This window comes from Exiguobacterium sp. s157, assembly GCF_018618205.1.
Lineage (GTDB): Bacteria > Bacillota > Bacilli > Exiguobacteriales > Exiguobacteriaceae > Exiguobacterium > Exiguobacterium chiriqhucha.
Genome location: NZ_JACSLQ010000004.1, coordinates 270,112 through 284,840, shown reverse-complemented (window position 1 = coordinate 284,840; position 14,729 = coordinate 270,112). Strand labels below are relative to the sequence as shown.

Genomic DNA, 14,729 nt, shown 5'->3' with positions numbered 1-14,729 from the left:
CCCACGCAAAAACACCTCCGATGCTAGCACTTTTTTAAAGTGTACCACTGCGAAGGTGTTTTTATATTGTCTCAAAAATTTAGGTTAGCCCAAAGCCAATCCATTATGGGTTGGCTTTTTTTGTATGGGTGAAACGGTTTCAGCCTACTGGCAGATGGGGAAAAGTAAGTATTCTGACAAAAGGAGGGAACCATGGTGTGGAAGAAAGTGTTTGGTGTTTTGCAGCGAATCGGGAAGGCACTCATGCTTCCGGTTGCGATTCTACCGGCAGCCGGTCTATTACTCGCATTTGGTACCGCGTTCCAAAACCCTGATCTCGTTTCGCTCTTACCTTTCTTGGCAAACGATTCACTCGTCCTCGTCTGGCAAGTTATGACAGATGCCGGGGATATCGTGTTTGCCAATCTAGGTCTTCTGTTCGCCGTCGGTGTCGCCATCGGGCTAGCCAACGGGGACGGTGTTGCCGGGTTAGCAGCTATCGTTGGTTATTTGATTATGAACAAGGTTATCAGCACGTGGAACGGTATTACCGCGGAAATAGCTCAAGGAGACCCGGCCTATGCCACGGTACTCGGGATTCCGACGCTCCAAATGGGGGTATTCGGGGGTATCATTGCCGGTTTGATTGCCGCATTCGCGTACAACAAGTACTTCAACATCAAGTTGCCGGATTTCTTAGGGTTCTTTGCAGGGAAACGATTCGTGCCAATCGCGACCGCCGCGTTCAGCTTATTGATCGGGATTGCCCTCGCCTATATTTGGCCGCCAATCGGTTCAGCGATCAACACGTTCTCGAGCACGATCATTGAAGCGAACGTCGCGGTCTCCGCCTTCGTCTTCGGTTTGGTCGAACGTTCACTAATCCCGTTCGGTCTGCATCACATCTGGTACTCTCCGTTTTGGTTCCAGTTCGGGGAATATACGAACCAAGCGGGGGATCTCGTCCAAGGGGACCAACGGATCTTCTTCGCCCAGCTTCGTGACGGGGTCGAATTTACAGCCGGTACGTATATGACCGGCAAATTCCCGTTCATGATGTTCGGATTACCTGCCGCTTGTCTCGCCATGTTCCATACTGTCCCGAAAGAACGTCGCAAAGACGTTGAAGGACTTTACTTCTCAGCAGCCCTCACTTCATTCTTGACGGGAATCACCGAGCCGGTTGAATTCTCGTTCGTCTTCGTTGCACCTCTTCTCTTTGGTATTCATGCCGTCTTCGCTGGACTTTCCTTTATGACCATGCACTTGCTCAATGTTAAAATCGGGATGACATTCTCGGGCGGACTCATCGACTATCTCTTGTTCGGGGTGTTGCCGAACCGGACAGCCTGGTGGCTCGTCATTCCAGTCGGTCTCGTTTTCGCGGTCATCTATTACTTTGGGTTCCGTTTCGCAATCACGAAGTTCGACTTGAAAGTACCGGGACGTGAAACCGTCGCCGAAGGCAAAGGCGCCCGCGCCGTCGTCGGAGATGATTTACCGTATGAGGTGCTCGTTGGACTCGGTGGACCGGATAACATCAAACACCTCGATGCTTGTATCACACGCTTGCGTGTCACTGTGAACGATGTCAAACAAGTCGATAAAGACTTGCTGAAAGATTTGGGAGCGGCCGGAGTGCTCGAGGTCGGGGATAACATTCAAGCCATCTTCGGTCCGAAATCGGATACGCTCAAATCGCAAATCGCGGCCATCATCGAAGGCGGCGAATATAAACCGAAAGAAAAAGCTGTCATCACACCGGAAGCGGCTGAACATGCCGACCATCGATTCCTTGCCCCGATGTCGGGTGTCATCTTATCGCTTGACGATGTGCCGGACCAAGTCTTCTCGGGCCGGATGATGGGTGAAGGATTTGCCATCGAGCCGAGCTCGGGACAAGTCGTTGCGCCGGTCACCGGTCAAATCACCACGTTCTTCCCGACGAAACATGCAATCGGCCTACTAGCGGACGACGGACGAGAGATTCTCATCCACGTCGGACTCGACACGGTCAACCTGAAAGGGGAGGGCTTCGTCGCCAAAGTGAAAGAAGGCGACCGGGTCGAAGCAGGGGACGTCTTGCTCGATGTCGATCTCAACTTGATTCGTGACAAAGTCCCATCGCTCATCACGCCGATCATCTGGACGAACGGAGACGGCAAAATCGTCGTCGTCCCATTCGGAGAGACGGTCGTCGCCGGGGAAGCGCTCGACTTCAGAACGGATGACAAAGGAGCCGAGTAAACAAAAAAGAAGCTCTCGCAACCGCGAGAACTTCTTTTTTTTGTGTTACTTCTTAATATCGAATTTTTCACTGAGGAAGTTCACGACTTCTTCAGCTGTATCCATGTTGAGGACGTCGTTGACGATTGCTTCTGTTTCCGACTTCGTCAAACGCTTCACGAGGCTACGTGCGCGAAGGACGCTTGAAGCCGACATCGAGAATTCGTCAAGACCGAGTCCGAGCAGGATTGGAATCGCAAGCTCTTCTCCAGCCATCTCTCCACACATACCGACCCATTTACCGGCTTTGTGTGCTTCTGTGATGACGTTGTGGAGCAAGTTCAAGATGGCCGGGTTGAACGGTTGGTACAAGTACGAGACTTTCTCGTTCATGCGGTCCGCTGCCATCGTGTATTGAATCAAGTCGTTCGTGCCGACTGAGAAGAAGTCGACTTCTTTCGCGAATTGCTTCGCCATGACGGCAGTCGATGGAATCTCGACCATCATCCCAGTTTCGTAGTTACCGACAGCAATTCCTTCTGTCTTCAACTTCGCTTCTTCTTCAAGCAAGATGGCTTTCGCAGCACGGAACTCTTCAAGCGTCGCGATCATTGGGAACATGATGGCGAGGTCACCGTGCGCTGAGGCACGGAGAAGCGCGCGAAGCTGTGTGCGGAACAAGTCCGTCTCTTCGAGGCAAAGGCGAATCGCACGATAGCCGAGGAACGGGTTCATCTCTTTTGGAAGGTCGAGGTAAGACAATTCTTTATCTCCACCGATATCGAGCGTACGGATGACGACTTGTTTGCCGTCCATACCTTCGATGACTGCTTTATAAGCTGTATACTGCTCTTCTTCCGTCGGGAACGTTTCCGAGTCCATGTAGAGGAACTCAGTCCGGTAAAGACCGATGGCGTCAGCGCCGTTTTTCAATACGCCTTCGAGGTCGTTCGGTGTACCGATGTTCGCTGCAAGTTTGACCTTGTGGCCGTCGGCTGTGATCGACTCTTCGTTGACGAGTTGTTTCAACTCTTCTTTATACGCTTCGAATGCAGCGCGTTTTTCGTTATATTCGTTGACGAGTTCTTCAGACGGGTTGACGAACACGTCGCCCTCTGTCCCGTCGATGACGACGAGATCGCCATTTTTGATTTCTTCAAGTGCTATTTTTGTACCGACGACGGCAGGGATCTCGAGTGAACGAGACATGATTGCCGAGTGAGATGTACGTCCACCGATGTTTGTCGCGAATCCTTTGACGTACTTACGGTTGAGCTGAGCTGTATCAGACGGCGTCAAATCTTCAGCGATGATGATGACTTCTTCTGAGATTGAGGCTGGCGTCATGAACGTGACACCGAGAATGTGCGCCATGACACGTTTCGTGACGTCACGAACGTCTGCTGCGCGCTCACGCATGTACTCGTTATCCATCGATTCAAAGATCATGACCATCATTTGAGCGACTTCATCGAGCGCCTTCGCAGCGTTCATGTGTTCGCTTTCAATTTTGTCGTTCACTTGTGAGACGATCTCAGGATCCTCGACGATGAGCAAGTGAGCCGAGAAAATCTCTGCCTTGTCTTCACCGAGCTCACGAAGCGTGATTTGACGGATTTCTTCGAGTTCTGTTTTTGACTGAGCGATGGCCGCTTGGAAACGGGCTTTCTCAGCTGCTACGTCCTCGATTTTGTTTGTCGGGATGTCGAATGAAGGTGTCTCCATGACGAATGCTTTCGCAACTGCGATTCCTGCAGATGCGCCAATACCTTTAATGTGTGACATAAGCGTAGTCCCTCTCTTCAAAGAAATAGTGGTTTCCAATGTTATCTCGTTAGTTCTTACCCGAAATGAAAAAGGAACTAACGAAAACCTGGAAGATTAAAGTAGCAACGGTCTACTACTAGGGGAAGCCTCGACCGAACAAAATGGCCTCGCCTCAACAGTGAGGGATGCCTGATTGCGTACTTTCTTATCCTATCATAAAATAAATCATCGTCACAACGAGGAGTTAACGCCTGAATTCGAAGAATTCATGACTCTTACGCATACTGTTTCATTATTTCGCCGAAGTTCGTTATGCTAACCATATATAAAGAAGGGAAGTGGCAAACATGTATCAAGTGAAGGATTTAGATTGGAACGGTTCATACGACACGATCGTCGTCGGAATCGGTGCGGCCGACACGATTGACGAAGGCCTCGATACGTTGTTTAACGGGCGCGTCAAGTCGCTCATCCAAGCGTCGGACATCTCGACGAAAACAGGGGAAGTGTCCATCGTCCCGACGTTCGAAGGAACGGTCAAACGCATCCTATTCGTCGGTCTCGGACAACGCAACGAGAATACGCCTGAGAACGTGCGCAATTGGTTCGGTAAAGTCGCGAAACAAATTAAAGCACGCGCCTTCACGAACGTCGCGGTCGCGCTCGACACGTTCGGACCGAACACGGCGAAACTGTTTGCCGAAGCGTATGAAATGGCGACATATGAGCACCCTACATACAAATCTGAACCGAAGCCGGCGAAGTCAGACGTGACGATCACGTTGCTCGGTGCTGGTGTAGAGGAAGAAGCGTTGACGGGTGCCGCTTACGGACGCGGTGTCAATGTCGCACGGACGCTCACGATGATGCCGGCCAATATTTTGACGTCGGAAACACTCGCGGACTATGCGGTCGAATTAGCCGAACGTCATGGATTCAGCCATCGCGTCTTGGAAAAGGAAGAGATGGAGGCGCTCGGGATGGGTGCACTGCTCGCCGTCAATCAAGGGTCGACCATCCCGCCGAAATTGATTGTCCTCGAATACCACGGTGCAGGCGATGCAGCGCCCGTCGCCGTCGTCGGAAAAGGAATCACGTTTGATACGGGTGGTTACTCAATCAAGCCGAAAGACGGCATCGTCGGTATGAAAGGCGACATGGGGGGCGCGGCGACCGTGCTCGGCCTATTCGAGACGCTTGCGACGACGAAACCGAACGTGAACGTCATCGGCGTCATCCCATCGACGGACAACATGATTTCGGGGGACGCGTTCAAACCGGATGATGTCATCACAGCGATGAGCGGGAAGACGATTGAAGTGCTCAATACCGACGCGGAAGGTCGTCTTGTCCTCGCCGACGCTGTCACCTTTGCCAAGACGTATGAACCTCAAGCCATCATCGATGTGGCGACGCTAACGGGCGGTGTGCTCGTCGCGCTCGGCACAGAAGTGACTGGTTGCCTGACGAACGATGCGTCGCTCTACGGCGCCTTAGAAGCTGCGAGCCGAGAGACGAATGAACTCGTCTGGCAAATGCCATACTTCGACGTCTTCATTAAACAAGTCCGGAAATCAGAAGTCGCAGATTTGAACAATTCGCCGGGCCGTTATGGGCATATGATCTTTGGTGGCGCGTTCGTCGGTGAGTTTGTCGGCGACACGCCTTGGCTCCACCTCGATATCGCCGGGACGAGTGAACGTTCGGCGGCAAGCGATCTCGGACCAAAAGGACCGACTGGGGTCATGGTGCGCACGCTCGCATTGATGCTCGAAGAGTGGAAACGTTGAAGTCAGGATTGTTATTGATTGGCTTAGCCGTCGTCTCCGGACTCGGATACACGGCTTGGCCGAGTCAATGGTTGTTAGGAGTCACCGTCTTATGTGCGGTGCTCGGAATATTGTTTTTGATGCAGGAGGGACGACGTGGTCGGAGTAGGAATTGATGGCGCGCGCGGGAGCTGGGTACGAATCACGTACGACAGCATCTCGCTCTGTTTGACCATCTCAGAAAAGTTGGAAGATTTATTGATTGAAGGGGCGGTTCATTTTGTCGACATGCCGAAAGACTTGGCGACGATTGATGCGCCGGACCGGTCGTGTGATGCCTGGATGCGGTCACAACTGAAGCAGCGGAAGTCGTCCATCTTCACGCCGCCGATTCAAGACGTGCTCATGGAGGCGTCCTATGCCGAGGCGAATGCGAAGAGCCGGGAACTGGTCGGAAAAGGGATCAGTAAACAGGCGTGGAACTTGGTACCGCGTATCCGTGAGTTTCAAACGATCACGGATGCGGATGTCTACGAGTCGCATCCTGAGGTGTGTTTTGCCGTCATGACGGGGAACGAGGCGGCCTTCAGCAAGAAGACCGAGGCGGGAGAGCTCGAACGGATCGAGTTGTTGCGCCGTTATTCGAACAGCTCGCCATGGAAATGGAAGATGTCGAACGTGCAAGTCGATGATATCATCGACGCCTGTATTTTGGCCGTTGCCGCCTATGAGGCGGGCACGACCGGGATGGTGACGCATCCGGACCAAACTGAAGGGGCACCGTTCGTGGCGGTACCGAAGACAAAAGAGCGATGACGTGTCATCGCTCTTTTGGTGTCGTCGGCCCGATGACGAACTTCCACATATAGTGGAACACTTGGGCGTTATAGAGGGCTTTGAGCAGGACGGCCAATACCGGCCCTAAAATGAAGCCGAGTACCCCGAACAGCTGGAGCCCGACAAAAATCGAGATGAGGGCGGCGAGCGGGTCGAGGCCGATGTGAGAGCCGACGATTTTCGGTTCGGCCAGATTGCGTTGCACGATAACGACGATATAGAGGACGACGAGCCCGATCGCGAGGAACCATTCGCCCGTGACGGCGGCATAGGCGGCCCACGGCAATAACAGCGTTCCGACACCGAGGTACGGCAACAAGTCAAAGATGGCCGCGAGCAGGGCGAACGAGAACGGATTGTCGACACGAAGGATGAACATGCCGATTAAGACGATTCCGAACGTGATCGAGATGAGCGTCAATTGCGCGCGGACGTAACCGAACAGCGCCGAGCGTAAATTCGTCATGACGAGCTCGAACTCCTTGAAGCCTTTTCGTTCATTCAAGCGAGCGATGGACTTCATATAGTCCGGCCAGTCTTTCGTGATGAAGAACCAGGCGAGCACGATGACGATGAACAAGAGCAAGACGAGCGGCAACGCGCTCAAGATGTCCTGCAACAAGCCGGCGACACCTCGGGACAAGACGCCGATCGCGGCGCCGAGTTGGACACCGATTTCGGTGATACCGCCTTCGAGCGAGTTCGCCTGTTCGGGGTTCAGCCGTTGGATGCTGTCGTACGCATCGTTGACCAACGGGGCGAGTTTTTCATTGAATAGGCGTTGTATGTATTCGGTGAACGTTTCAATCTGGGCAGGCAGTTTTTCGGCGGCAATCGTCAAGTAGCGAATGAGTTGCGTCACGACGATGGCGATGATTCCGCTGACGACGCTCATGACAATCAACAAAGAAACGAGTGTGCCGAGGGCGCGTGGTAACTTGGTCTCACGCTCGAACCAATTGACGAGCGGGACCGTCAACAAGGATAACAAGAGAGCGAACACGAATGGATACGTGTACGTGAAGAGGACACTCAGTCCCCAGATGACGAAGACGAGGCCGATAATGACGAGCAGGAAACGAAGTAATTGCCATAGTCTGGCTGGCGACAAGATGCATAGCCCCTTTCCTAACAATTTGATTGAGCATAGTATACCACGCAGGCGGTAAATAAAGAGGATGGATGGGTGATTAAATATGAAGGAATTACAACGACGAATCGATCAAATGATTATTCATTTAGGTGGCTATTGGCGGCCACTATCGGGGTTGGCCCGACTGCTAGAAGAAGTCGGTGAAGTCGGCGGAGCATTGTATGCGAACGACCAGTCGGCGCTACGGGAAGAACTGATGGACGTGTTCGTCATTTCGACGTGTCTGGCGAACCAGTACGCCATCACGCTTCAGCGTCAAGAGGCTGGAAATGGTCAGGGGGCGCAGGACAAGACGTACTATCGGCTCGTTCGTGAGGCCGGGGAAGTCGGACGGATTTTAAACGCCTATGAAGGGGACAAAAAACTGAAGGCGTCCGCGACGCCGGGTTCGTTGCAGCGACATATCGAGGCTGTACAACGAGCGGTCCTCGACCTTGCGTCCCAAAACGACTTTGATTTATATGCAGCGATTGGCTCACTCATCGAAGACAAGTCATCCCGGGACTTCGGACGTTTCGACCATACCCCGGACCCGATCACGGAAGCGTCGGTCCGCGTCTATTCGGAACACGTCCAAGGACGGTATTGGGGTGGGGTGGCGGCTAAACCTTTCGAGGAGGCGAGCCGATATAGAGAGCGAGAAGGGCATTTGACGCGATTTTTAAAAATTGCCGAAGTGGAAGGGCTTGATGGATTCGTGATCCGTCAGCCAGAGCCTCCGCTCCAAACAAACGGCTCGTTGACTGCAGCTTTCCAGCTCCCGGACTCTTTCGTGGTCGAGACCGAGCGGCATGGTGCCGATTCGTTCTTGATTGTTCGAAAACAAGGGTAAAAACATTCCCTTTTTTTGTAAAAAGTATTCATCGTTTTTTCAAATATTTACTTTTTTAATAAAAGCAATGTGCTATTATGAAGGTGTTTTCAGTTGCGATGCGCGTAGAAGAAAGGAATATTTTGGATGAATATGAAGCTTTTTAAACTTGCCCTCATCATGATTGTCTTGTTGTTTTCAATCCAAATACCGTCAGCTGAAGCGGCTACTTTGGAAGGAGAAACAACTGTCAATCTGAATGTGCGCGCTACACCGAGCACGAACGGGAAATTGATTCAAACGCTAAAAAAGGGAACAAAAGTAAAATATGTAACTTATAACAAAGAGTGGAGCAAAATATATTTAAACAGTCGTACGTATTATGCTTCAGCACAGTATATCAAGCGAATCGCTACACCATCTTCGACCGTAACGAAGCAAGCGGCCACTTCGACAGGCGTGACCACGGTCAACTTGAATATCCGTGTGTCCGCCCATAGCAAAGCGACTGTCTATCGGACGTTCAAGAAAGGCACGACCGTCCAATATGCGGTCCACAACTCGTCTTGGGCAAAAGTGTATATCGGTGGCAAAACGTATTATGCGGCCAAAGCGTATATTGCGCCGAAAGTCGTCACATCGACGCCGACCGTGACGAAACAAGACGGTTATGCGAACCGGGCGTTGAAGCTGTTCGGTGAACGGAATCAAAAGTCGACAGTATTGAAAGTATTACCGGTCAACTCGAAAGTCGTCTCGAGCAAGTACAATGCGAGCTGGTCAATCGTTTATCTCGGCAGTGAGACGTTCTTCACGCCGACGGCCTGGATTACAGCGGGTGCACCCGCTACTCCTTCGGTGACGACAAAGCCGGCAGTGGTGAAAACGGATGGCTACGCCAACCGGGAGTTGAAATTGTTCGGGCAGCGCAATCAACGTTCGACGGTGTTGAAAGTACTGCCGATCAAGTCGAAGCTCATCTCGAGCAAATACAACACGAGCTGGTCGGTCGTCTATATCGGTAACGAGACGTACTACACGCCGACCGTCGGAATCACGACGGGTGCGCCTCCGGTGGCAAAACCGCCGGTAGCGAAGCCGCCGGTCGTTCAAAAAGCACAGGGCTATGCGAATCGGAATGCGAACCTGTACAAGAAGACGCTTCAGTCGTCACCGGTCGCTCGCGTGTTGCCAAAGTATACGACCGTGACTTACAGCAAACACAATGCGAGCTGGTCGGTCGTCTATATCGGAACGGAGACGTTCTATACACCGACGTCTTGGCTGACAGCTGGTAAGGCCCCGGCCGCTCCTGCGGCCACGCCAAAAGGGAAAGTATATACGAATACGCCGGGAGACGTCTTGAACGTCCGGGCAAGCGCCTCGGCGAGTTCGACAGTCCTCGGTCGGCTCGCACACGGGACCCAAGTCGACCATTACGGTTCAGCGAACGGTTTCTATAAAATTAAGTACAATGGCCGCGACGGCTATATCTCGACGGCTTACGCGATGACGCTCAAACCGAATGCAACGAGCGGTGCCGTCATCGTCCTCGATGCGGGACATGGTGGGCGTGACCCTGGTGCGGTCAACGGCTCGCTCTATGAGAAGACGGTCGTCCTCGACGTGTCGAAGCGGGTCGAGACATATCTTCGTTCGAAATACGGGTATCAAGTCCGGTTGACGCGCTCGACGGACGTCTATTTGACGCTCGATCAACGCGTTCAGACCGCTAAGACGCTTCGCGGCAACTTGTTCGTCAGCCTGCACACGAACGCGGCGACGACGCCAGCGGCCAAGGGTGTTGAAACGTTCTATTCATCCTATTCGGCCCACAGTACCAAGAGCCGAGTGCTCGCGACGAATATCCAGTCCAACTTAATGGGTAAAATGTCAGGGATGACGAACCGTGGCGTCAAGACGGCGAACTATTATGTCATTAGTTATAATACGATGCCATCGGCCCTCGTCGAACTTGGCTTTATCTCATCACCTCAGGACGTCGGGCACTTACGAAGTGACGCTTCACGCCAGCGGATGGCAGAAGGCGTCGCCGAAGGTATTGCCCAGTACGTACGCGCCTATCATTAAGCTTCATCCATGATAAAACTGCCCCGACTCATTGTGAGTCGGGGCAGTTTGTGTTTACAGGTCGTCGAAGCCGTTAGCGTCGGTAACTTTCGCGTATGAGCGTGATTTCTGTTCGAAGAAGTCAGATTTGGTGGCATTCAGAGAGTCGTCTGAATAGGCGCGAATCCAAGGCATGACATCCTCGTTGAACCCTTCATACAGATCGTTCAAGCCGATGACACGGAGACGTTTGTTGGCGAGGTATTTGACGTAGTCGCGCATCTCGCTGACGTCGAGTCCGTCGAGGTCGCGCAATACATACTCACACCACTCGATTTCGAGGTCGACGGCTTCCGCCATCGTATCATAGACGAACTGGCTGAAGCTGCCGTCCGCGTCAATCTCCGGGTTCTCCGTCAAGACGGCCCGGAGCAACTGGCTGACGAAATACGAGTGTTGCATCTCGTCGCGCTGGATGTAACTGATCATCGTCGACGTGCCGACCATCTTCTGATGGCGCGCCAAGTTGTAGAAGTAGGCGAACCCGGAATAGAAGTTGATGCCTTCGAGGATGATCGAGGCGACGAGCGATTTGGCGAACGTCTCGGCCGTTTGATCGGCGCGGAAGTCCTCATATAAGTCCAAGATGAATTGGTTGCGTTTCATGACCATCTCGTCGTCCTTGGCGATATCGAAAATACGATTTTGTTCGCTGAGCGGGACGAGGCTCGAGAGGACGTAGCTATACGATTGGTTATGGACGACTTCTTGCTGGGCGATAACGGCGAGCACGGCGTGGACTGACGAGTCCGATGAGAACATCGACGACTCAAGGATGTAACGCGTCTGCACCGAGTCAAGGATCGACAACAGACCGATGATGCGTTTGAAGGCGTCTTGCTCGCGCTCTGTCAACTGTGGCCATTGCTGCATGTCTTTGGACATCGAGATCTCATCTGGAATCCAGAAGTTCGAGAGCAGTTGCTTATAGATGGTGTAAAACTGTGGATAGGCAATGTCGTTCCAATTCACGATAGAACTCGTCTCGCCTCCGATAATGGCTGTCGCCCGGTTAGGATGTTTGGGCGACAGTAGTTTGATCTTTTGAATGGTCATGGACATATACTCCTTCTTCGGCGTTTCTAGCCAACCGTTCGGCCCAATGACGGACGTTGTACGGTTGATTGCGCGGCGATTGCTCGATTTTCAACGTTTCACCGGCGAGGGGAATCCCGTATTTTGAAAGATGGTACGCCATTTCATCGACCGCACGACAGAAATGGACGAACATCTTGTCGCCGGTCCCGAACACGGCGGCTTGGCGAAGCGGCACGTCGAGCTCCTTCAAGACGAGTCGGAACGTGTCTTTCATCTCGTCCGGCAAGACGCCGTCGGCCCACGTGTACGATCCGAAATAGACGAGATCGTATGTGGCGAGGGAGCGGGCTTCGCGATGGCCGATGCGGTCCGCTTCAAACAAGACGACACGGTCGCCCCGATTGACATGAGACTCTTGAATCAATTCGGCGACCTCTTCAGTATTCCCGCTCATGGAACTATAGACGATGGCGATGTGCATGGTCGTTCCCACCTTTCTGTTACGTGACGTTATGAAGCACACGATTCACATTCGTCGACTTCAACGGTCGTCGAACGTGTGTAGTAGATTGATTTCATGCCAAGCGACCATGCCTCGAGGTGCATCGAGAGAAGCTCGGTCGCTTTGACGTCGTTTTTGACGTACAGGTTGAAGCTGATCGCTTGGTCGATATGACGCTGGCGCGCTGCGTTTTGACGGATGCTCCAGAGCTGATCGACTTCGAACGCTGATTTATAGAACCAATTCGTCTCCGGATTGAGATCAGGCACCGTGACCGGAATCTTATAGTTTTTCTTCTCTTCCGAATAGACCTTCTTGTAGACCGGATCGATTGACGCGGTGCTACCGGCGATGATGGCCGTCGACGAGTTCGGAGCGACCGCCATCATGTAGGCGTTACGGACACCGTTTTGGTGGACCGCTGCGGCAAGACCGTCCCAATCGAGTTCATCGTGTGAACGGTAGTTACGACGTTTGAAGTACTCACCTGTGTGCCATTCTGATCCTTCGAAGACGCCGAACGCACCTTTTTCCTTGGCGAGTTCCATCGATGCTTGAATCGTCAAGTAGGCGATTTTCTCGTACAGCTTCTCCGCATATTGGACGGCATCGACCGATTCCCAACGGATGCCTTCCAGTGCGAGCAAGTGGTGCCAGCCGAACGTACCGAGTCCGACGGCGCGGTATTTCTGGTTCGTGATCATCGCTTGCGGTACTTCGATCGTGTTCAAGTCAATGACGTTGTCGAGCATCCGCATTTGAATCGGGATTAGGCGCTCGAGGACGTCCGCTTTGACGGCCCGGGCAAGGGCAATCGAGCTCAAGTTACAGACGACGAAGTCGCCAGGCGTCTTCGTGATGACGATTTTCCCATCTTCCGTGTACTCTTCATCGATTGTCGTCGGCGACATGTTTTGCGCAATCTCTGAGCAGAGGTTCGAACTGTAAATCATGCCGGCATGCTTGTTTGGATTGGCGCGGTTCACGGCGTCGCGGAAGAACATGTAAGGTGTTCCTGTCTCGAGCTGTGAGCGCATATACCGTTTGACGAGGTCGATGGCCGGTACCGTGACGCGAGTCAGTTCAGGCGTATTGACGCACGCCATGTACTTCTCTGTGAACGAGCCGCCGTTCTCTGTCTCATCGTAGAAGTCTTCGAGGCTGAAGCCCATGACCGTCCGAATCTCGTGCGGGTCGAACAAGTGCCAGTCGCCGCGGGCTTCGACTGTACGCATGAACAAGTCTGGCAAACAGACGCCCGTGAACAAGTCGTGGGTCCGGAGACGCTCGTCCCCGTTATTCAATTTCGCGTCGAGGAACTCGAAGATGTCCTTGTGCCAAATGTCGAGGTAGACGGCGATCGATCCTTGGCGCATGCCGAGCTGGTCGACCGAGACGGCCGTGTTGTTCAACTGCTTCATCCAAGGGAGCGCGCCGCTTGAGACGCCTTTGAATCCTTTGATGTCACTGCCACGTGAACGGATTTTGCCGAGATAGACACCGATTCCGCCGCCGCCTTTCGAGAGCGTGGCCACGTCCGTGTTCGAGTCGTAGATGCCACGGAGCGAGTCATCGACCGTGTCGATGAAACATGAGCTGAGCTGTCCGTATGATTTCCCGGCGTTTGAGAGCGTCGGAGTGGCCACTGTCATATAGAGGTTCGAGAGGGCCCAGTACGCTTCTTCGACGAGCTTGACGCGCTGGTCGGCGTTCTCTTTTTGCATGAGCGTCATGGCGATGACCATGAACCGCTCTTGCGGTAACTCGTATAGGTTCTTGACATGGTCACGGCCGAGATAACGGTCCGACAACGTCCGGAGACCGATGTAAGTGAACATGCGGTCGCGTGACGGGTCAATCAACGTCTCCAAGTAGGCAATGTCTTCTTTTGAGTACGTATCGAGTAGGGCCGACGTGAAGATGCCTTTTGTCGTGAGCGTCTCAATCATCGGATAGAGCGCACCGTAACGCATCGAGGCGTCATAGCCACGGTTTCGTGCCGCTTCTAAATAGAGGCGGTTTAAGTACATCTCAGTGGCAACGAACGTCCAGTCCGGCTCTTCTGCCTGCAACATGTCGAGGGCGTGCATCGTCAAGAGTTCATATACTACATCTTGTGTCAGTGTCTTTCCTTCGAGCGCCCGAACGGCCCGTTCTTCATATCGTTCAACACTGAGCTGTGGGTAGCGTTGTTTAAGGGATTGGATCAATGTCGAGACGTCAGCGAGCGTTGGCGTCGCAGCCAACAGCGTCTCGTGGTGGATAGGGGATGTCAAAACGATCACTCCTTCTTCGGATGTAGATATTATAAAGGTATAACTCGAAATACCCTATATTGCGTCAATATATAGTTAAAAGCGTTTTTAGCTTTTAACTATATATTGACGTTTTTTTATCTTTTTAATCATAAATCACCTATATTTAGTTTTCAAATCTTGACATTCGGCAAACTGCAGACGCTTGAATTACTTTTACTCAAAAACGGCGCTGTCATCCGATTTGAGATGAGATTTGAGA

At 52.6% G+C, this 14,729-nt stretch carries 10 protein-coding genes; 5 read left to right on the top strand and 5 right to left on the bottom strand.

Features of this window, described 5'->3' with window-relative positions:
• Positions 1 to 195 precede the first annotated feature (195 nt).
• On the top strand, positions 196 to 2,226 hold the full coding sequence (ptsG, locus tag KNP67_RS10165; protein ID WP_021065529.1) for a glucose-specific PTS transporter subunit IIBC: 2,031 nt from the start codon (positions 196 to 198) through the stop codon (positions 2,224 to 2,226).
• Between the two features lie 45 nt (positions 2,227 to 2,271).
• Here the strand turns inward: ptsG and ptsP are convergent, their stop codons facing one another.
• The gene (gene ptsP / locus KNP67_RS10160) at positions 2,272 to 3,990 is read right to left on the bottom strand and encodes a phosphoenolpyruvate--protein phosphotransferase (RefSeq protein WP_214756554.1); all 1,719 of its coding nucleotides are present in this window, start codon (positions 3,988 to 3,990) and stop codon (positions 2,272 to 2,274) included.
• A 329-nt stretch (positions 3,991 to 4,319) separates the two neighbouring features.
• Between ptsP and KNP67_RS10155 the strand changes: the two genes are divergently transcribed.
• Positions 4,320 to 5,762: a leucyl aminopeptidase gene (locus KNP67_RS10155; RefSeq protein WP_131473016.1), complete on the top strand. Its 1,443-nt coding sequence runs from the start codon at positions 4,320 to 4,322 to the stop codon at positions 5,760 to 5,762.
• Between the two features lie 135 nt (positions 5,763 to 5,897).
• Positions 5,898 to 6,557 carry a DUF429 domain-containing protein gene (locus KNP67_RS10150; RefSeq protein ID WP_058764053.1) on the top strand — a complete coding sequence of 220 codons (660 nt, stop codon included), beginning with the start codon at positions 5,898 to 5,900 and terminating at the stop codon, positions 6,555 to 6,557.
• A gap of 4 nt (positions 6,558 to 6,561) precedes the next feature.
• Here KNP67_RS10150 and ytvI read toward each other — a convergent pair whose 3' ends face one another.
• Positions 6,562 to 7,689, bottom strand: a complete 1,128-nt coding sequence (gene ytvI / locus KNP67_RS10145; protein WP_029595128.1) for a sporulation integral membrane protein YtvI — start codon at positions 7,687 to 7,689, stop codon at positions 6,562 to 6,564.
• Between the two features lie 85 nt (positions 7,690 to 7,774).
• Here ytvI and KNP67_RS10140 point away from each other — a divergent pair, with 85 nt between their 5' ends.
• Both KNP67_RS10140 and KNP67_RS10135 read left to right on the top strand, forming a co-directional pair.
• Positions 7,775 to 8,563 carry a MazG nucleotide pyrophosphohydrolase domain-containing protein gene (locus tag KNP67_RS10140; protein WP_131473017.1) on the top strand — a complete coding sequence of 263 codons (789 nt, stop codon included), beginning with the start codon at positions 7,775 to 7,777 and terminating at the stop codon, positions 8,561 to 8,563.
• A gap of 126 nt (positions 8,564 to 8,689) precedes the next feature.
• Positions 8,690 to 10,633, top strand: coding sequence for an N-acetylmuramoyl-L-alanine amidase (locus KNP67_RS10135; RefSeq protein WP_214756552.1), 1,944 nt, complete (start codon positions 8,690 to 8,692; stop codon positions 10,631 to 10,633).
• 54 nt (positions 10,634 to 10,687) lie between these two features.
• Here KNP67_RS10135 and KNP67_RS10130 read toward each other — a convergent pair whose 3' ends face one another.
• Genes KNP67_RS10130 through KNP67_RS10120 form a run of 3 tightly spaced genes read right to left on the bottom strand, consistent with a single transcriptional unit; the run spans position 10,688 to position 14,488 of the window.
• Complete coding sequence (locus tag KNP67_RS10130) at positions 10,688 to 11,728, bottom strand: ribonucleotide-diphosphate reductase subunit beta (RefSeq protein ID WP_131471322.1); 1,041 nt, start codon at positions 11,726 to 11,728, stop codon at positions 10,688 to 10,690.
• Entirely contained in the window at positions 11,685 to 12,191 is a 507-nt protein-coding gene (locus KNP67_RS10125) for a flavodoxin domain-containing protein (RefSeq protein ID WP_131471321.1), read from the bottom strand. Before KNP67_RS10125 ends, KNP67_RS10130 begins: the two co-directional genes overlap by 44 nt.
• A 29-nt stretch (positions 12,192 to 12,220) precedes the next feature.
• Complete coding sequence (locus KNP67_RS10120) at positions 12,221 to 14,488, bottom strand: ribonucleoside-diphosphate reductase subunit alpha (RefSeq protein WP_131471320.1); 2,268 nt, start codon at positions 14,486 to 14,488, stop codon at positions 12,221 to 12,223.
• Positions 14,489 to 14,729: the final 241 nt, after the last annotated feature.

What these genes read in the sequence shown, in the direction of transcription:
- KNP67_RS10125 (WP_131471321.1), bottom strand. Translation starts at nt 12,191, where the DNA reads ATGCACATCGCCATCGTCTATAGTTCCATGAGCGGGAATACTGAAGAG.
- KNP67_RS10135 (WP_214756552.1), top strand. Translation starts at nt 8,690, where the DNA reads ATGAATATGAAGCTTTTTAAACTTGCCCTCATCATGATTGTCTTGTTG.
- ptsP (WP_214756554.1), bottom strand. Translation starts at nt 3,990, where the DNA reads ATGTCACACATTAAAGGTATTGGCGCATCTGCAGGAATCGCAGTTGCG.
- KNP67_RS10130 (WP_131471322.1), bottom strand. Translation starts at nt 11,728, where the DNA reads ATGACCATTCAAAAGATCAAACTACTGTCGCCCAAACATCCTAACCGG.
- KNP67_RS10155 (WP_131473016.1), top strand. Translation starts at nt 4,320, where the DNA reads ATGTATCAAGTGAAGGATTTAGATTGGAACGGTTCATACGACACGATC.
- KNP67_RS10140 (WP_131473017.1), top strand. Translation starts at nt 7,775, where the DNA reads ATGAAGGAATTACAACGACGAATCGATCAAATGATTATTCATTTAGGT.